Genomic DNA, 17300 nt, shown 5'->3' on the forward strand with positions numbered 1-17300 from the left:
TTCGGTGACCGAACTCGCAACCCGTGCCCAGGCATTCGGGTTGATCGCCGACGGGGTGGCCGCCGGGCTCAGTGCCCCGTGGCGCCTCTATCTGGCCCGTGGTTGTCGTTACCTGTCGCTGAACGTCGGCGACCGGGCCGAGTGGAACTCGTGGCGTACGCACCTGGGCTGCCCCGAGTTGAGCGTGCGGGTCTACGACGCGGGCGGGGAGATCCGTCGGGCCTCGGTGGCCGAGATCGTGCTCGACGGCTGCCGGATCAGTGTCGAGCTGGTCGAAGAGGTGAGTACGGACGATCTCGATCGGCTGCTCATCGCCGATCCCACCCCGACCGAGTCGGAGGACTCATGAACGGGCGACACGTACCGGCCGGGGTGGCCCGATGAGCCCCTTCTTCGCGGTTTTCCTCGTACTCCTGCTTGGCTCGTCCAGTTACGCCGCAGGGCGACTGCACGGCCAGCTCAGTTACCGGATCGGCTACCGGTTCGGTTACCGCCAGGGCTACTTCGACGGCGACCGGGGGGCCTGGAACCGCCGTCGGCGGGAAGCCCAGGCCGCCATCGCCTCGGTACTTGCCGGCCCACCGGCCGGTACTCCATCCGCCCCGGACCCCGCCGCCGGGGACCAGGGCACGACGTACACGGGTTCTTCTTTCGCGGGGACCGCAACCAACGGCGGACGGCACTCCACCGACGCGTACGCCGGCCGGAACGCTTAGCCGGTGGCGCGGTGGGGTGAGCGGTCACTCGCGATCACGGTGCGTCGTCCGCGGCGGACGCGCACCGTCGGGATCACGTCAGACCGGTGACGGTGATCCCACCGGCCGGGGTGCGCGCAGGGGGCATGCATCCCGGCCGGTCTCCGTACCGCCGGGTCGGGGGTCGAGCGGACTCCCGGCCCGGCGGGTTCCACCGGTGGGTCGGCCCGGTCCGCCGGATCCGGCCCCGACCGTGCTCACCTGCTGTTACCGGTACGGACGCGCGGCTGTCACCGGCGCGGACGAGGGGCGGGCGGGCTATGGCGAGATGCATTCCGTATGCCCTAGCCGCGTCGGCGTCCGGCAGCTAGCGTCTAGGCATGGCGAGGGGTCCTCCCACGCCAGCCGGCCGGCCCGGACTCTGAGTACTGATCCATGGGGCCCGCATCCGACCCCGTGGTTCCGGGCACCGGACGAGGCGGAACGCGGGTGGACCGGGTGCACGCCCGCCGGAGCAGCCTGTGACGACTCGCCGTACCAACTCCAGGGCCGACCAGGACCCGGGCGCGACTCCCGCGACCGGCCGTGCAAAGGGCGGACGGAGGGCCACCACGGCCCCGGCCGCCGGTCTGGAGCCCGCACCAACCGGCCGTGCCTATGTTCTGGACACCTCGGTGTTGCTCTCCGACCCGGCGGCTTTCCACCGGTTCGCCGAGCACGAGGTCGTCCTCCCGCTCGTGGTGATCTCCGAGTTGGAGGGGAAACGACACCATCCGGAGCTGGGCTGGTTCGCCCGCCAGGCCCTGCGCATGCTCGACGAACTGCGGATCAAGCACGGCCGGCTGGACCAGCCGGTGCCGACCAACGACGCCGGCGGCACGCTGCGGGTCGAGCTGAACCACGCCGACGACTCGGTGCTGCCGCCCGGTTTCCGGAACGAGTCCAACGACACGCGGATCCTCTCGGTCGCGCTCAACCTCGCCGCCGAGGGCCGCGAGGTGATCCTGGTCAGCAAGGACATGCCGCTGCGGGTCAAGGCCGCCTCGGTCGGCCTGACCGCGGACGAGTACCGGCACGGCCAGGCCAGCGACCCGACCTGGACCGGCATGGCCGAGCTGGAGCTGGGGGAGGAGCAGATAAACCAGCTGTACGCGGGTGAGCCGCTGGACCTGGACGAGGCGGCCGGGATGCCGTGTCACACCGGTCTGGTCCTGCACTCGCCCCGGGGCTCGGCGCTCGGCCGTACCGCCCCGGACAAGACCGTACGGCTGGTTCGCGGCGACCGGGAGGCGTTCGGGTTGCGCGGGCGCTCGGCGGAGCAGCGGATCGCCCTGGACCTGTTGCTCGACGAGTCGATCGGGATCATCTCGCTCGGCGGACGGGCCGGCACCGGGAAGTCCGCGCTGGCGCTCTGCGCCGGGCTGGAGGCGGTGATGGAGCGCCGCCGGCACAAGAAGGTGATCGTGTTCCGCCCGCTCTACGCGGTCGGTGGCCAGGAGTTGGGCTACCTGCCGGGGTCGGAGTCGGAGAAGATGTCGCCGTGGGCCCAGGCGGTCTTCGACACCCTCGGCGCCGTGGTGCACGACAACGTGATGGACGAGGTGCTCGCCCGCGGGATGCTCGAGGTGCTCCCGCTGACCCACATCCGGGGCCGGAGCCTGCACGACGCCTTCGTCATCGTGGACGAGGCGCAGTCGCTGGAGCGTGGGGTCCTGCTCACCGTCCTGTCTCGGGTCGGTCAGGGGTCCAGGGTGGTGCTCACCCACGATGTCGCCCAGCGCGACAACCTCCGGGTCGGCCGGCACGACGGGGTCACCGCGGTGATCGAGGCGCTCAAGGGGCACCCGCTCTTCGCGCACGTCACGCTGACCCGGTCGGAACGGTCCCCGATCGCGGAGGTTGTCACCGATCTGTTGGAGGACATCCCGTTGTAACGGGAACGTACTGGGGCCTTTGACCTGGTTTAGGGCGAATATTTGAGTGGTCCGGGTCACAATCATGGTTGTTGGTTTCCCAGCCGACTCACTGTGCGCGATGGTGTGCTTCGAGCAACTCCTGTCCCAGGGACATCGGTAAAGATCGGTATCCTGGGGGCAAACGGTACGGATGATCACGAGTCGTCCGGTCCGGAGATCCCCGTGATCTGGGTGCTCGCGGTGCGTACGTGCCGGCCTCCGGGTCGGCTCGCGCCAGTCCTTGTCCCCGACGAAGGGATCACTTCGTGAGTCGGCTGTGGAGCCGCTTCGGCGTCCGGACACTCGCGGTCTCACTGCTGGTGGTGGGCGTCACCGGCGGATATTTCCTGGGCCAGGACCGGGAAACCCAGCAGGTCGGCATCAACGCCCAACTCATCGCCGACGCCGAGCGCGCGGAGTTCGACCTGTTGCGTGAGCGCAACGCCGCGCACAAGCAGGCGATGGCCGCCCAGTTGACCGCCGAGCGGGAAGCCACCCGCAAGGCCGCCGAAACCGCGAAGGCGGCTGCTGAGCGGGCGCGCAAGGCCGACGCGGCGGCCGACCGGAAGAAGCGGGAAGCCAAGGCGGCCAACGCACCGGTCAAGCCGTACGACGGGCCGATCCCGGACTCGTGCAACGAGTACAGCGGCAACCGCGCGGTCGGCTGCGCGCTCATGCTGGAAGCCGGGTTCCCGCTGGCCGAGATGCCCTGCCTGGAGAAGCTCTGGACCAAGGAGAGCGGCTGGAACCCCAAGGCGAGCAACCCCTCGGGGGCGTACGGCATCCCGCAGGCCAAGCCCGGCAACAAGATGAGCAGCGCCGGTGCGGACTGGCAGAACAGCGCCGCCACCCAGATCAAGTGGGGGCTGGGCTACGTCAAGAGTCGGTACAAGACGCCCTGCGGGGCGTGGTCGTTCTTCCAGAGCAAGGGCTACTACTGAGCACGGACGAACCGCAGCGACGTCGAAGGGTACGGGCGAGCGCCCGTACCCTTCCGTCTGTTTCGGGGCGGACCGGGAGATTCGCCACGGGCTGGCCGGTGGGAGCGGTGCCGGTCGTGCCGAGTCGGGTGGCGGTTGTCGGCGATAGCTGATAGCTACTTGAGGGTGACATTCGATTCCCGTAGCGGCGGAGACCCGTACCGGTTCGGCACCGACGCCTTCTACGCCTCCCTGGGCAAGGCGTTCGTGGCCATGTGCGCGGTCGTCCCGGTGCTCTTCGCGATCGAGGGGATCGACTACTGGCTGGGCGCGGGACTGGACGCCACGGCCGGGATCATCCCGCACCGGATCGACGGCCTGGACGGCGTGTTCTTCGCGCCGTTCCTGCACCACGGCTTCAACCACCTCTACAGCAACAGCGTGCCGCTGATCCTGCTCGGTACGTTCGTGCTCGCCGCCGGAGCCCGCCGGTTCCTCTACTCCACCCTGGTGATCATGTTCGTCAGCGGGCTGGGGGTGTGGTTCACCGGCTCGGCGAACTCGATCGTGGTGGGTGCCAGCGGGATCATCTTCGGCTACCTGGGACTGCTGCTCATGCGCGGCATCGTCGAGCGGAGCTGGTGGAACTTCGCGGTGGTCCTGCTGGTCGGGCTCCTGTACGGCGGGCAGCTGTTCGGCGTACTGCCGACCGACGAGCCGATCTCCTGGCAGGGGCACCTGTTCGGGCTGATCGGCGGGCTGGTGGCGGCGATCCTGTTCCGGCGCCGCCCGCAACGGGACGCCTACTCCTCCGAGTCGACGCTGAGCTACCCCTGACCGGAGTTCCGCCCCGCCTCGGCGTGCCGACGCCGGACACATTGGCCGTGGGAGTGTCTTGCCTAGTCCTCATCCGTCCGCCTACGGTCGAAATCAGCAGATGTTGATCCGTAGGCGGAAGGCGACGGTGAGCACATGCGCGAGGTCGATGTCGCCATAATCGGGGCCGGTCCGACCGGCCTCTTCGCCGCCTACTACGCCGGCTTCCGGGGCCTTTCCGTCGCGCTGATCGACGCGTTGCCCGAGCCCGGTGGCCAGGTCACCGCGATGTACCCGGAGAAGGTCATCTACGACGTGGCGGGGTTCCCGTCGATCAAGGGTCGGGACCTGGTGTCGAACCTGGTGGTCCAGGCCGCCGCGTTCGACCCCGAGTACCTGCTCGGCGTACGGGCCGAGAAGCTCTCGTACCAGGCGGACCGGCCGGTGCTGAGCCTGAGCGACGGCACCGTGCTGCACTGCGGGTCGGTGCTGATCACCGGCGGGCTGGGCAGCTTCACCCCCCGCCCACTGCCGGCGGCGGACAGCTTCGTCGGCGGCGGCATCGTCTTCTTCGTACCGCACCTGGCCGACCTGGCCGGCCACGACGTGCTGATCATCGGTGGCGGGGACTCGGCCTTCGACTGGGCTCAGGCACTGGCGCCACTGGCCGCGTCGGTCACCCTGGTGCACCGGCGGGAGAAGTTCCGGGCACACGCCGCGACCGTGGACCGGGTACGCAAGCTCCCGGTCCGGATCGTGGTCAACGCCGAGGTGACCAGGATCCACGGTGACGGCACGGTCACCGGCGCGGACATCGTCGTCAAGGGTGGGGTCGCGGAAACGGTGCCGGTGAACACCGTGGTCGCCGCGCTCGGCTTCACCGCCGACCTCGGTCCGCTGGCCGAGTGGGGGCTGGCGCTCGACAAGCGGCACATCCTGGTCGACAGCACCATGCTGACCAACCTGCCGAGGGTCTTCGCCGCCGGTGACATCACCGAATATCCGGGCAAGGTCCGGCTGATCGCCACCGGGTTCGGCGAGGCGGCCACCGCGGTCAACAACGCCGCCGTGGTGATCGACCCGGCCGCCCACCTCTTCCCCGGCCACTCCTCCGACGCCGGCTGACACCGCCGCCCCGGCCACTCCTCCGACGACCCTCGGGTCAGGAGGAGCCCTTCCGTGCGGCCTTGTTACGGCGGCCGCCTACGACCACCGCGACCAGGGTGAGGGCCGCTCCGAGCAGGGTGAACGGTCCCGGTCGGGCGGCGTCGCCGGGTGCGGCGAGGTCGATCAGGACCGCGCCGACCACCTGCCCCGCGATCGTCGCCAGGCTGAGCAGCAGCACCCCGGTGAACCGGACCAGGGCGGCGGCGATCGCGATGAACAGGATCCCGATCGGGCCGCCGAGATACAGCCACGGCTCGGTGGGCAGCGAGCCGGACGGCCAGCCACGGAACAGGAGGCTGACCGCGAAGGCGGCCAGGAGGGCCGCCGCGCCGACCGCGAAGTTGACGAACGTCGCGGTCAGGACGCTGCCGGAGGCGGCCCGTACCCGGCCGTTGACGGCCTGCTGCCAGGCCAGGCCGAGCCCGGCGAGGAGCGGCAGCAGGGCCAGGACCAGCCCGGCCGGGTCGTCCGGGCGGTCACCGACCGCGAGGAACACCGCCGGTACGGTGAGCGCCGCACCGGCCAGCCGGGCCGGGGTGACCAGTTGCCGCCCCGCCGGCCCGATTCCGGCCCGGTCGACCACCAGACTGCTCGCCGACTGGCCGGCGACCACGGCGACGGTGAAGATCGCCACCCCGAGCCGGCCGACGGTCAGTCCCTGGTTGGCCACCATGAACGCGCCGCAGGCACCGCCGAGGCACTGCCACGGGCGCAGCGAGCCGTCGCGCAGGGCGGAGCGGAACACCCCGAGGTGGCGGCGTCCGGCGCGACTGCCGAAGACCAGCAGGACGAGCGCGATCAGCCCCAGGCCGAACGAGACGACGGCGGCGGCGATGCCGTCGTGCAGCCGTACGCCGAGTTCGCCGTTGATCCGGGACTGCACGGCGACCGCGCCGCCGGAGACGACGGCGAGTCCGACGGCGCCGGCCCGGCGGCGGGTGTCGGGGGCTGGTTGTGCGACGGTACGCGTCTCGAGCAGGCTCATTCCTGCTCGGCCAGCGGACGGCCGTCGTAGTCGACGGCCGAGTAGAGGTTGAGCTTCTCCAGCCGGTGGTAGGAGTCGATCACGCGGATCGTGCCGCTCTTGGACCGCATCACGATCGACTGCGTGTACGCCCCACCGGAGCGGTAGCTGACCCCGCGCAGCAGGTCGCCGGAGGTGACCCCGGTCGCGACGAAGAAACAGTTGTCCCCGGTGACCAGGTCGTCGGTGAACAGCACCCGGTCGAGGTCGTGGCCGGCGGCGAGCGCCTTGGCCCGCTCGTTCTCGTCCTGCGGCCAGAGCTTCGCCTGCATCGCCCCGCCCATGCACTTGAGGGCGCAGGCGGCGGTGATGCCCTCGGGGGTGCCGCCGATGCCCATCAGGACGTCGACCCCGGACTCGCCCCGGGCGGCGGCGATGGCACCGGCGATGTCGCCGTCGGAGATGAACCGGATGCCCGCGCCGACCCGTCGGATCTCCCGGATCAGCCCGTCGTGCCGGGGCCGGTCGAGTACGCAGACAGTGACGTCGGACACCTCGGTGTCCTTGATCTCGGCGATCCGGCGCAGGTTGTCGGCCACCCCGGCGTTGATGTCGATCACGTCGGCGTACGCCGGGCCGACGGCGATCTTCTCCATGTAGAAGACGGCGCTCGGGTCGAACATGGCGCCCCGCTCGGCGACCGCGAGCACGGCCAGGGCGTTCGGCATGCCCTTGCTCATCAGCGTGGTGCCGTCCACCGGGTCGACCGCCACGTCGACCTCGGGACCGGTCCCGTCGCCGACCACCTCGCCGTTGAACAACATGGGCGCGTTGTCCTTTTCGCCCTCACCGATCACCACCACCCCGCGCATCGGGATCGAGTTGATCAGCTTCCGCATGGCGTCGACGGCCGCGCCGTCGCCGCCCTCCTTGTCGCCGCGGCCGACCCAGCGACCGGCGGCCATGGCCGCGGCCTCGGTCACCCGGACCAGGTCCAGGGCAAGGTTGCGGTCCAGGTCCTGGGGGATTCGAGTCCTGGTGACGGTCATGGCGGGGCTCCTCCTCGCGACGGTGCGGGGTGAACCGGCGGAAGGCCGAGCCTGCCGCCGGCCATGTCATAGATCCTGGCATGGTTCCGAACGTTGATCAGGTTCGGGGCGCGGGTGGTCCGGGTCGCGGCGGCCGGAGCGGCTGCCAAGATGGGTACGTGGACTCCGCTGCGCCTACCGACCGTGACTCGTTCGACGGCACCCCGACCGACCGTACCCAGAGTGACCGCGCGCCGGGCCGGCTCGGGTCAAGTGACCGCACTCCGAGTGACCAGTATCGGGCCGATCCGGACGGCGCCGCCACGGAAGAGGTTGTGGCGGCCGCCACCCGTTCCGAGCGCTCGCCGAAGGACATGGCGATCTCGCTGCTCGTTCTCCTGATCCCGATCGCGTTGCTGATCGGGTTCTACCGGGTCTTCCTCGGTGGGGACCAGGCGGCCGAGATCGACCCGTCCCCGACCGTCGCCCAGGCCCGGTCGATCAACGCGTTCCCGGTCAGCGAGCCGGCCGGGCTCGCCGACGGCTGGCGCAGCATCACCGCGACCCTCCAGCGGCCCGAGGGCGCCGTGACCCTGCGGCTGGGCTACCTGAGCCCGGACGGCGGCGGCGTCCAGCTCGTGCAGAGCAACGTACCGGCGGAGCGGTTGCTGCCGGCGGAGCTGACCGACCAGGGTCAGCCGCAGGGCCCGGCCGACGTCGCCGGGCGGAGCTGGCTGACGTACACGGCTCGGGCGGGCGAGCGGGCTCTGGTGCTGATGGAGCCGGGACGAACGGTGATCGTGGTCGGTTCGGCCCGGGAGAGCGAACTGCGCGATCTGGCCGGATCACTGCGCTAGCGAGCGGCGCCGGTGTCGGAAAACCGGGCCGGGGGCGGATCGGGCCGGGAATGGCACACTCATCAGGGTGAGCGACGTGGCCGCATCGCCGGTGGATGGTGAGCTGGAAAGCTTCAGCCTGGTGGAACTGGCCGTGCTGCGGCTGAGCCGCGAGATCCTGAGCGGCAAGAGTGATCCCGGCCAGCGCCTGGTCGAGGAGCAGCTGACCCGGCGGCTGGGGATCAGCCGGGCACCGTTGCGGGAGGCGCTGCGGCTGCTGGCCCAGCAGGGGCTGGTCGAGCACGTACCGCGCCGGGGAGCCAGGGTCGCCACCCTCTCCGACCGGGACGTGGCCGAGCTGTACGCCGTACGGGACGTGCTGGAGCGGCACGCGGTGGAGTCGGCGTTGCCGGTGGCGCAGGACAGTGACCTGAGCGGGTTGCGGGACGCGATCGAGCGGATGCGCGAGGCGACCGCGTCCGAGGACCGGTTGGGGGTGGCAGAGGCGCACCGGGCGTTCCACGTGGCGGTGGTCGCGCTCGCCGGCAACCGCCAGCTCACCGTGATCTACGAGTCGATCCTGGTCCGGTTGCAGCTCTACATGGCGGTAAACCTGCGCCGGGAGTCCGAGAACGCACAGCCGTCGGACGCCGTACGCCGGCACGAGCGGCTGCTCAAGGCGGTGGCGGCGGGGGAGCCGGCAGCGGTGATCGCCGAGTTGGGCGCGCACGGGGGCCGTTCGTACCTCGACTGATCCGGGTCCGGCGGGCTCCCGCTGCCGGCCGGAGTCCGGCGGCGGTGAACCGAACTGCCGACGGGCGGGGGAGTGATCCGCGACACATTGTCGTTACCTTTGCCGCCGTTGGCGGAAACAGAAACTGTCGACAATCGACCGTATGGCAGCCCCGACATCCCCGCTGACCGACCTCCGGCAGGCGTACACCGGTGGCCGGCGGACCACCGTCGACACGGTGGAACAGGTCCTGACGGAGTTGGCCCGCGAGGACGACCGGAACGTCTGGATCAGCACGGTGCCGCCGGCCGAGCTGCGGGCCCGCGCAGCCGACCTGCACCGGATGAGGGACCGGATGGACCGGCTCCCGCTCTACGGGGTGCCGTTCGCGGTCAAGGACAACATCGACGTCGCGGGGCTGCCCACCACCGCCGGCTGTCCCGAGTTCGCGTACCTGCCCGAGCGGACCGCCCCGGTGGTCCGGCGACTGCTCGACGCGGGCGCGATCCTGGTCGGCAAGACCAACCTCGACCAGTTCGCCACCGGGCTGACCGGATCGCGGTCGCCGTACGGCAGGGTCGAGAGCGTCTTCGGCGGCGGTCTCGTCGCCGGCGGCTCCAGTTCCGGTTCGGCCGTCGCGGTCGCCGCCGGCTCGGTCACCTTCGCACTGGGTACGGACACCGCCGGCTCCGGTCGGGTGCCGGCCGCCCTCAACGGCATCGTCGGCCTCAAACCGACCCGAGGACTGCTCAGCACGTCCGGCGTGGTGCCGGCGTGCCGCTCGCTGGACTGCGTCTCCGTCTTCACCGCCGAGGTGACCGACGCGGTGACCGTCCTGGAGGTCGCCCGTGGTGTCGACGCCGAAGACCCGTGGAGCCGGCCGCTGCCGGCTCACCTGGTCGAGCCGCGCGACCCGGCGACGCTCCGGCTCGGTCTCCCGCCCGTGGCACAACTCGACTTCTTCGGCGACCAAGGCCAGGCCGACCGGTACGCACACAGCCTCGCCGGGCTGACCAAAGCGGTGGCCGGCACGTCCCCGATCGACCCGGTGCCGCTGCTCGAAGCCGGTGACCTGCTCTACCAGGGCCCCTGGGTCGCCGAACGGCTGGCCACCCTCGACGGTTTCCTCCGGGCACGTCCGGACGCGCTGCTGCCGGTCACCCGTACCGTCCTGGAGAGTGGCCGGCGGTTCGACGCGGTCGACACGTTCCGGGCGCTGCACCGGTTGCAGGAGCTCCGGGCCTGGACCGACCGGCTCTGGGAGCGGGTCGACGTGCTGGTGCTGCCGACCATCGGGACCACGTTCACCCTCGCGGAGATCGCCGAGGAGCCGATCGCCCGCAACCTGGTGCTCGGCCGGTACACCCAGTTCGTCAACCTGCTCGACCTGGCCGCCGTGACGATCCCGAACGGCTTCACCGCCGACGGCCGCCCGGCCAGCCTCACCCTGATCGGACCGGCGTTCAGCGACACCACGCTCGCCCGGCTCGCCGCCGCGATCACCGCACCGGACCAGCCGGCTGTCGCTCCCGCGCCACCCGCGAACGGGAGCGCGGTCACGCCTGAGCGGATCGACGAACCCGCGCTGCTGGTCGCCGTGGTCGGTCGGCACCTGACCGGTGAGTCGCACAACGGTGAACTGGTCGAACGCGGAGCGGTGCTGGCGGGTACGGCGTACACGGCTCCGCTCTACCGGCTCTACCGCCTGCCCACGCCGGACGGGACCGGGCTGCCGGGTCTGGTCCGGGTGAGCACCACCGGGCACTCCGGCACCGGGGTGTCGATCGAGGTGGAGCTCTGGCGACTGCCCCCGACCGCCCTCGGCGGCCTGCTGGACGGCGTACCCGCCCCGCTCGGGCTGGGCCGGCTCCGGCTCACCGACGGGCGCGAGGTCCTCGGCTTCCTCTGCGAGTCCTACGCCGCCGGCGCCGGAACCGAGGACATCAGCGCGACCGGCGGCTGGCGGGCGTACCGCCGGACCGTGGCATCGACGACAACAGGGAGGACCACATGACGCGGATAGGGCCGGTCAAGGCCGACCCGTACCTCTGGCCGTACGACGGTTCGGCTCCGGTCGAGCGCACCGCACTGCTCTGCATCGACTGGCAGACCGACTTCTGCGGGCCGGGCGGCTACGTCGACAGCATGGGTTACGACATCGGGCTGACCAGGGCAGGCCTGCCGGCCACCGCCCGACTGCTCGCCCACGTCCGGGCGCTCGGGATGCTGGTCGTACACACCCGGGAGGGACACGATCCGGACCTGTCCGACCTGCCCGCCAACAAGCGGTGGCGGTCCGCGCAGATCGGCGCGGAGATCGGTGCTCCCGGCCCGCGTGGCCGGATCCTGGTACGGGGCGAGCCGGGCTGGGAGATCGTGCCCGAGGTCGCACCGGCACCGGGGGAGGTCGTGGTCGACAAGCCCGGCAAGGGCGCGTTCTACGCCACCAACCTCGACCTGGTGCTGCGTACCCGGGGCATCACCCACCTGATCCTCACCGGGATCACCACCGACGTGTGCGTGCACACCACGATGCGGGAGGCCAACGACCGGGGCTACGAGTGCCTCATCCTCGCCGACTGCACCGGGGCCACCGACCCGACCAACCACGCCGCCGCGCTGCACATGGTGACCATGCAGGGCGGCGTCTTCGGTGCCGTCGCCACCGCCGACGACGTCATCAACGCCACCACGACCTGATCCGGCACCCCCCGAGTCGTTGAGGAGTGGTCATGCGCAGCGTCGACGCGCGCCCTTCCCCGTACACCTTCGACCCCGCGACCACCGCGCTGCTGGTGATCGACATGCAGCGCGACTTCCTGGAGCCCGGCGGCTTCGGCGAGAGCCTCGGGAACGACGTCGCCGAACTCCGGCGCACCATCCCCCCGCTGGCCGCGCTGCTGACCGCCGTACGGGCGGCCGGTCTGACCGTCATCCACACCCGTGAGGGCCATCGGCCCGACCTGTCCGACTGCCCACCGGCGAAGCTGCACCGGGGCGCCCCGAGCAAACGGATCGGTGACCCCGGCCCGAACGGCCGGATCCTGATCCGGGGCGAGTACGGCCACGACATCATCGACGAGCTGAGGCCGGTCGCCGGTGAGCCGGTGGTCGACAAGCCGGGCAAGGGCGCCTTCTACGACACCGAACTCGAATCCCTGCTCGCCGAGCGGGGGATCCGCAGTCTGCTGGTGACCGGGGTGACCACCGAGGTCTGCGTACACACCACTGTCCGGGAGGCCAACGACCGGGGGTACGAGTGCCTCGTGCTCGCCGACTGCGTCGGGTCCTACTTCCCCGAGTTCCAGCGGATCGGGCTCGACATGATCGCCGCCCAGGGCGGGATCTTCGGCTGGGTCGGGGACTCCGCCGACCTGCGCCACGCACTGCACACCACGTCCGTGTTGCAATCCTCCTGACCGGGAGCAGTCATGGTCAAGATCGAGTCGTCCGCCGCCCCGCTGCCGTACTGGGTCCGCGGCGACACCAACGCCTTCTTCGGCTTCGGCGTCAACGTCCTGGTCAACGTACTCACGTTGACCGGGCTCTGCCTCGGAGTGATCAAACTCGGCTCCGGTGACGTGTTCGGCACCATCCTGCCCGCGCTGGGCATCGCCCTGGTCGCCGGCAACGTCTACTACACGCTGCTCGCCCGCCGGCTGGCCCGCCGGGAGAACCGGACCGACGTCACCGCGCTGCCGTACGGGCCGAGCGTGCCACACATGTTCATCGTCATCTTCGTGATCATGTTGCCGATCTACCTGCGTACGCAGGACCCCCGGCAGGCCTGGCAGGCCGGTGTCGCCTGGGCGTTCATCATTGGCGTGATCGTGCTCATCGGCGCGTTCGTCGGCCCGTACATCCGCCGGTACGCGCCGCGCGCCGCACTGCTCGGCACCCTCGCCGGCATCTCCATCACCTTCATCTCGATGAACCCGGCCGGTCAGATGTGGCGGATGGCCTGGATCGCCCTGCCGGTGCTGGCGCTGCTGCTGATCGGCCTGCTCACCGACGTCAAACTTCCCGGCAACATCCCGATCGGCCTGGCCGCCCTGCTGCTCGGTACGGCCATCGGCTGGATCGGTGGGGCGATGTCGGTGCCGGACGTGAGCGCCGCGGCGCGGGACATCGCGTTCGCCGTACCGTCGTTCGAGTTCGGGTTGCTGGTCGACGGGCTCACCGACATGGCGCCCCTGCTCGCCACCGCCATCCCGCTCGGGGTCTACAACTTCACCGAGGGCATGACAAACGTGGAGAGCGCGGCCACCGCCGGTGACAACTACAACCTGCGCAGCGTGCTGCTCGCCGACGGTGCGGGTGCGGTGGTCGGGGCGGCGCTCGGCTCCCCGTTCCCGCCCGCGGTCTACGTCGGGCACCCCGGCTGGAAGGCGGCCGGTGGCCGGAGCGGCTATTCGATGGCCACCGGCGTGGTCATCGCGCTCCTCTGCTTCCTGGGCATGTTCGGCCTGTTGTCCACCATCTTCCCGACCGCGGCGATCGTACCGATCCTGCTCTACATCGGACTGCTGATCGGGGCGCAGGCGTTCCAGGCGACTCCCCGGGCCCACGCGGCGGCGGTGGTCGCGGCGCTGATCCCGAACATCGCGGCGTGGGCGACCGGTCAGATGGACAACGCCCTGGCCGCTGCCGGTACGAGCGCCGCCGAGGTCGGCGATGCCGCGCTGGCCGGCGCCGGGGTGGTGTACGACGGGCTGCTGGTGCTCGGTCAGGGCGCCATCCTCGCCGGGCTGGTGCTGGGCGCACTGGTCGCGTTCATCATCGACAAACGCTTCTGGCAGGCGACGAGCACAGCCGGGGCGGGAGCGGTCCTGTCCTTCATCGGGTTGATCCACGGCCCGCAGATCGAGTGGAACGCGAACGGTCAGGTCGCCCTCGGTTACCTCTTCGTCGCACTGATCTGCGCCGCCTTCGCCCTCGCGAAGATCCCCCCGCGCGTACCCGACCCCGACGAACAGGATCTCGACTCCCCGCCCACCCCGGAACCCGCCCCCGTTCCCGCCCCCGCCTCGTCGGTCTGAGCCATGGGGGTGGAGACGGGCGTGGAGTTGGCGGTGGATCGGGGTGAGGTGGTGGCCGAGGTGATGGCGGCCTTCCTCGCGTACGAGGAGGCGTTGGTGGCGGGCGATCCGGAGCGGATCGTCGGGTACTTCTGGGATGCGCCGCAGACGGTACGGTTCGGCATCGCCGACCATCAGGACGGCTTCGAGGAGCAGCGGGCGTGGCGGGCGGCCCAGCCGCCGCTGCCGCCGGGCCGGTGGCTGCGGGGCACCCGGGTCACCACGTTCGGTGCCGACTTCGCCGTGGTCACCACCCTCTTCGGGTACGCCGACGGCGACGCGACCGGACGCCAGTCCCAGACCTGGGTACGCCTGCCGGTCGGTTGGCGGATCGTCGGCGCGCACGTCTCCGAACCGCAGTCGACGGTGGTGCCGTGAGGGAAATTTATGGCAGACCTGAGCTAGGTTTATGTAACAATTAAGGGTTTCTGCGGCAAAGATGTCCAGGCGTTAGGCTACGGCGTTCAGCCAGCGGCGTACCGACGCCGAGACATCTCGAAGGGGATCCCCACGTGAGAATTCGGCGATCGAGCGTCATCGTTCTCGTCGGCGCGGTTCTGTTCGTCCCCGGGCTCGCCGCGTGCGAGCCGGGGGGCGTCAAGACCGCCGCCTCGCAGAGCCCGTCCACCTCCACCGATCCCAAGCAGGCCCTGCTCGCCTCCACCCTGGAGATCGCCAAGGGCAACTTCAGCTTTGCCATGAAGGGCGACAGCCTGGCCGGCGAGGGTGTGGTGCACCTGCCCAGCAACAGCGCCCGGGTGAAGCTGACCACCGGCGACGCCGGCAGCTCCGCCCTGGCGATGGACATGATCTACATCGGGTCGGACAGCTGGATCAAGATCAAGGGCGCGGGGCTGGAGAGCGTGCCCGGGTTGGGTCAGCTCGCCACCGGCAACTACCACCACCTCGACAAGACCAAGATCAAGGGGATCGCGGCGCTGGACTTCGACTTCCAGGACGTCGACCCGGCCGGTGCCGCCCAGCTCACCCAGGCCGTGGTTGACGTACAGAGGAGCGGCGCCGACCTGTTCACCGGCAACATCGACCTGACCAAGGCAACCGATTCCCGGCTGGCCGAGCAGTCGGTCATCGAGAACCTCGGCGCCCAGGCGACCAAGCTGCCCTTCGAGGCGAAGGTCGACCAGCAGGGCCGGCTCGTCCAGTTGACCATCAAGGTGCCGGCGGTCGGCCAGAACGCGGCACAGGACCTTCAGGTGACCTACTCCGACTACGGTTCGGCCACCGCGCCGACGGCACCGCCGGCCGGCGAGGTCGTCGAGACGCCGGCCTCGGTGTACGACCTGTTCAAGTAGGTCGACACCCGGTACTGACCCGATGGGGACGGCCACGTGCCGTCCCCATCGCGTACCCGGATCCGGGCTGCGGACCGGCGGCGGGGTCGGGGATCAGGCGGTGGCGTTGCCCTCCCGGGCCCGGCGGGCGGCGTCGATCCGGTCCCGGGCGCCGTCGAGCCAGCGCTGGCAGACCTCGGCCAGCCGCTCGCCGCGCTCCCAGAGCGCCAACGACTCCTCCAGCGAGGTCCCGCCGGTCTCCAGCCGCTCCACCACCGACGCCAACTCGGCCCGGGCCTGCTCGTAACTGAGCTTCTCGTCCGGGGCGGCGGTCCGCTTCTTCTCGTCAGTCATGATTTCCCATCTCGGCACGGCAGGTCACGTCGGAGGCACGGCAGGTTACGTCGAAGGCGCGGCAGGTCACGTCGAAGGGCACGGCGCGGCAGGTCACGTCGGAAGATCACCCGTCAGTCGTTCACGGTCGCGGACAGCTCACCCTCGGCGAGGCGGATCCGGAGCCGGTCACCGTCGGCCACCTCATCCGAGGCGCGTACGACCTGGTTGTCGGCGCGCTGCACGATGGCGTACCCGCGCTCCAGGGTCGCCGCCGGCGAGAGAGCGCGCAGCCGCGCCACGGTCTGGCGCAGGTCCCCGGTCGCGGTGCCGATCCGGTGGTCCAGGCATCGGCCGGCCCGGTCGCGCAGCGCACCGAGATCGGACGCGCGCTGGTCGATCATGACCTCCGGCCGGGCCAGCACCGGTCGGGACCGGAGCCCGTCGAGCCGGTGCGACTCCCGGTCCAGCAGACCGCGTACGGCCCGGTCCAGCCGGTGCCGGGCCTGCCCGATCAGCCGCTGCTCCTCGCCCAGGTCGGGGACGATCCGCTTGGCGGCGTCGGTCGGCGTGGAGGCGCGCAGGTCGGCGACGTAGTCGACCAGCGGGGCGTCGCTCTCGTGCCCGATCGCGCTGACCACCGGCGTACGGCAGCCGAAAACCGCCCGGCACAGCGCCTCGTCGGAGAAGGGGAGCAGATCCTCCACCCCGCCCCCGCCCCGGGCCAGCACGATCACGTCCACGCTCTCGTCCGCGTCCAGTACGCGCAGCGCGTCGATGATCTGCGGTACGGCGGTCGGCCCCTGGACCGCCACGTTGATGGTCCGGAAGTCCACCGCCGGCCACCGGCGCTGGGTGTTGAGCAGGACGTCCCGCTCCGCCGCTGAAGCCCGTCCGGTGATCAACCCGATCCGGTTCGGCAGGAACGGCAGGCGTCGCTTGCGGGCGCGGTCGAAGAGGCCCTCGGCGGCGAGCAGCTTCTTCAGCTTCTCCAGCCGGGCCAGCAGCTCGCCGAGCCCCACCTGGCGGATCTCGTCGGCCCGCAGGCTCAGGGTGCCGCGCCCGGCGTAGAACTCCGGTTTTGCGTGCAGGATCACCCGGGCTCCCTCGGCGAGCTCGGGGGCCCCGGTGTCGAGCACGTCCCGGCTGGCGGTGACGGTGAGGCTGAGGTCGGCCGAGGGGTCACGCAGGGTGAGGAAGACGGTGGCGGCGCCGGGACGACGGCTGATCTGGGCGATCTGTCCGTCGACCCAGACCCAGCCCAGTTTGGCGATCCAGGCGCTCACCTTCTGGCTGACCACCCGTACCGGCCACGGCTCTTCGGGGGTGCTGCGCCCAGCGCCGGCCTCGGTCATCCGGTCAGCCTACGGCCGGCCCGCCCGAGCGCCGGCCCGGCCCGCCCCGCGCCCGGCCATCGGCGCGTCCCCGGTCACAGCGGCCGGGTGCCCCCGGTGTGCGGTGCTGCGGCGGCCCGCTGCCCCGG

18 protein-coding genes are annotated in these 17300 nt (G+C 71.0%); 14 read left to right on the forward strand and 4 right to left on the reverse strand.

Annotated elements, in window-relative coordinates:
* Positions 1-4 precede the first annotated feature (4 nt).
* The 6 genes from OIE47_RS17780 to OIE47_RS17805 all read left to right on the forward strand — a co-directional run bounded on the left by OIE47_RS17780 (position 5) and on the right by OIE47_RS17805 (position 5511).
* Positions 5-349 (forward strand): hypothetical protein, encoded by a 345-nt coding sequence (locus OIE47_RS17780; protein ID WP_326562592.1) that lies wholly within the window; start codon positions 5-7, stop codon positions 347-349.
* A gap of 31 nt (positions 350-380) precedes the next feature.
* Entirely contained in the window at positions 381-716 is a 336-nt protein-coding gene (locus OIE47_RS17785; RefSeq protein ID WP_326562593.1) for a hypothetical protein, read from the forward strand.
* A 500-nt stretch (positions 717-1216) separates the two neighbouring features.
* Positions 1217-2629, forward strand: a complete 1413-nt coding sequence (locus tag OIE47_RS17790) for a PhoH family protein (protein WP_326562594.1) — start codon at positions 1217-1219, stop codon at positions 2627-2629.
* 287 nt (positions 2630-2916) lie between these two features.
* A complete protein-coding gene (locus tag OIE47_RS17795; protein ID WP_326562595.1) occupies positions 2917-3591 on the forward strand; it encodes a lytic transglycosylase domain-containing protein in 675 nt (224 codons plus the stop codon).
* A 165-nt stretch (positions 3592-3756) separates the two neighbouring features.
* Positions 3757-4407 (forward strand): rhomboid family intramembrane serine protease, encoded by a 651-nt coding sequence (locus OIE47_RS17800; protein ID WP_326562596.1) that lies wholly within the window; start codon positions 3757-3759, stop codon positions 4405-4407.
* A 135-nt stretch (positions 4408-4542) separates the two neighbouring features.
* Positions 4543-5511, forward strand: coding sequence for an NAD(P)/FAD-dependent oxidoreductase (locus OIE47_RS17805; protein WP_326562597.1), 969 nt, complete (start codon positions 4543-4545; stop codon positions 5509-5511).
* A 37-nt stretch (positions 5512-5548) separates the two neighbouring features.
* On the opposite strand, the gene OIE47_RS17810 is transcribed toward OIE47_RS17805, so the two are convergent.
* Both OIE47_RS17810 and glpX read right to left on the reverse strand, forming a co-directional pair.
* Positions 5549-6538, reverse strand: coding sequence for a DMT family transporter (locus tag OIE47_RS17810; protein ID WP_326562598.1), 990 nt, complete (start codon positions 6536-6538; stop codon positions 5549-5551).
* Complete coding sequence (gene glpX / locus OIE47_RS17815; RefSeq protein WP_326562599.1) at positions 6535-7566, reverse strand: class II fructose-bisphosphatase; 1032 nt, start codon at positions 7564-7566, stop codon at positions 6535-6537. Before glpX ends, OIE47_RS17810 begins: the two co-directional genes overlap by 4 nt.
* Before the next feature lie 158 nt (positions 7567-7724).
* Between glpX and OIE47_RS17820 the strand changes: the two genes are divergently transcribed.
* From OIE47_RS17820 to OIE47_RS17855, 8 genes are all read left to right on the forward strand, one after another.
* Entirely contained in the window at positions 7725-8402 is a 678-nt protein-coding gene (locus tag OIE47_RS17820) for a DUF4245 domain-containing protein (RefSeq protein ID WP_326562600.1), read from the forward strand.
* A gap of 67 nt (positions 8403-8469) precedes the next feature.
* Complete coding sequence (locus OIE47_RS17825) at positions 8470-9135, forward strand: GntR family transcriptional regulator (protein ID WP_326562601.1); 666 nt, start codon at positions 8470-8472, stop codon at positions 9133-9135.
* 142 nt (positions 9136-9277) lie between these two features.
* Positions 9278-11128: an allophanate hydrolase gene (gene atzF, locus OIE47_RS17830; RefSeq protein ID WP_326562602.1), complete on the forward strand. Its 1851-nt coding sequence runs from the start codon at positions 9278-9280 to the stop codon at positions 11126-11128.
* Positions 11125-11814 carry a biuret amidohydrolase gene (biuH, locus tag OIE47_RS17835; RefSeq protein WP_326562603.1) on the forward strand — a complete coding sequence of 230 codons (690 nt, stop codon included), beginning with the start codon at positions 11125-11127 and terminating at the stop codon, positions 11812-11814. The genes atzF and biuH overlap by 4 nt, the downstream gene beginning before the upstream one ends.
* Before the next feature lie 32 nt (positions 11815-11846).
* Positions 11847-12533, forward strand: coding sequence for a cysteine hydrolase family protein (locus OIE47_RS17840; protein WP_326562604.1), 687 nt, complete (start codon positions 11847-11849; stop codon positions 12531-12533).
* 12 nt (positions 12534-12545) lie between these two features.
* The gene (locus tag OIE47_RS17845; RefSeq protein WP_326562605.1) at positions 12546-14153 is read left to right on the forward strand and encodes a regulator; all 1608 of its coding nucleotides are present in this window, start codon (positions 12546-12548) and stop codon (positions 14151-14153) included.
* A gap of 3 nt (positions 14154-14156) precedes the next feature.
* Complete coding sequence (locus OIE47_RS17850) at positions 14157-14570, forward strand: AtzH-like domain-containing protein (protein WP_326562606.1); 414 nt, start codon at positions 14157-14159, stop codon at positions 14568-14570.
* 134 nt (positions 14571-14704) lie between these two features.
* On the forward strand, positions 14705-15505 hold the full coding sequence (locus OIE47_RS17855) for a hypothetical protein (RefSeq protein WP_326562607.1): 801 nt from the start codon (positions 14705-14707) through the stop codon (positions 15503-15505).
* A gap of 93 nt (positions 15506-15598) precedes the next feature.
* On the opposite strand, the gene OIE47_RS17860 is transcribed toward OIE47_RS17855, so the two are convergent.
* Together OIE47_RS17860 and xseA are read right to left on the reverse strand one after the other, a co-directional pair.
* Positions 15599-15838, reverse strand: coding sequence for an exodeoxyribonuclease VII small subunit (locus tag OIE47_RS17860; protein WP_326562608.1), 240 nt, complete (start codon positions 15836-15838; stop codon positions 15599-15601).
* Between the two features lie 113 nt (positions 15839-15951).
* Positions 15952-17172: an exodeoxyribonuclease VII large subunit gene (gene xseA / locus OIE47_RS17865; protein WP_326562609.1), complete on the reverse strand. Its 1221-nt coding sequence runs from the start codon at positions 17170-17172 to the stop codon at positions 15952-15954.
* Positions 17173-17300 lie beyond the last annotated feature (128 nt).

The organism is Micromonospora sp. NBC_01796 (genome assembly GCF_035917455.1).
In the GTDB taxonomy this organism is placed as follows: domain Bacteria; phylum Actinomycetota; class Actinomycetes; order Mycobacteriales; family Micromonosporaceae; genus Micromonospora_G.

What these genes read in the sequence shown, in the direction of transcription:
- OIE47_RS17785 (WP_326562593.1), top strand. Translation starts at nt 381, where the DNA reads ATGAGCCCCTTCTTCGCGGTTTTCCTCGTACTCCTGCTTGGCTCGTCC.
- OIE47_RS17805 (WP_326562597.1), top strand. Translation starts at nt 4,543, where the DNA reads ATGCGCGAGGTCGATGTCGCCATAATCGGGGCCGGTCCGACCGGCCTC.
- OIE47_RS17810 (WP_326562598.1), bottom strand. Translation starts at nt 6,538, where the DNA reads ATGAGCCTGCTCGAGACGCGTACCGTCGCACAACCAGCCCCCGACACC.
- glpX (WP_326562599.1), bottom strand. Translation starts at nt 7,566, where the DNA reads ATGACCGTCACCAGGACTCGAATCCCCCAGGACCTGGACCGCAACCTT.
- atzF (WP_326562602.1), top strand. Translation starts at nt 9,278, where the DNA reads ATGGCAGCCCCGACATCCCCGCTGACCGACCTCCGGCAGGCGTACACC.
- biuH (WP_326562603.1), top strand. Translation starts at nt 11,125, where the DNA reads ATGACGCGGATAGGGCCGGTCAAGGCCGACCCGTACCTCTGGCCGTAC.
- OIE47_RS17840 (WP_326562604.1), top strand. Translation starts at nt 11,847, where the DNA reads ATGCGCAGCGTCGACGCGCGCCCTTCCCCGTACACCTTCGACCCCGCG.
- OIE47_RS17845 (WP_326562605.1), top strand. Translation starts at nt 12,546, where the DNA reads ATGGTCAAGATCGAGTCGTCCGCCGCCCCGCTGCCGTACTGGGTCCGC.
- OIE47_RS17850 (WP_326562606.1), top strand. Translation starts at nt 14,157, where the DNA reads ATGGGGGTGGAGACGGGCGTGGAGTTGGCGGTGGATCGGGGTGAGGTG.
- OIE47_RS17860 (WP_326562608.1), bottom strand. Translation starts at nt 15,838, where the DNA reads ATGACTGACGAGAAGAAGCGGACCGCCGCCCCGGACGAGAAGCTCAGT.
- xseA (WP_326562609.1), bottom strand. Translation starts at nt 17,172, where the DNA reads ATGACCGAGGCCGGCGCTGGGCGCAGCACCCCCGAAGAGCCGTGGCCG.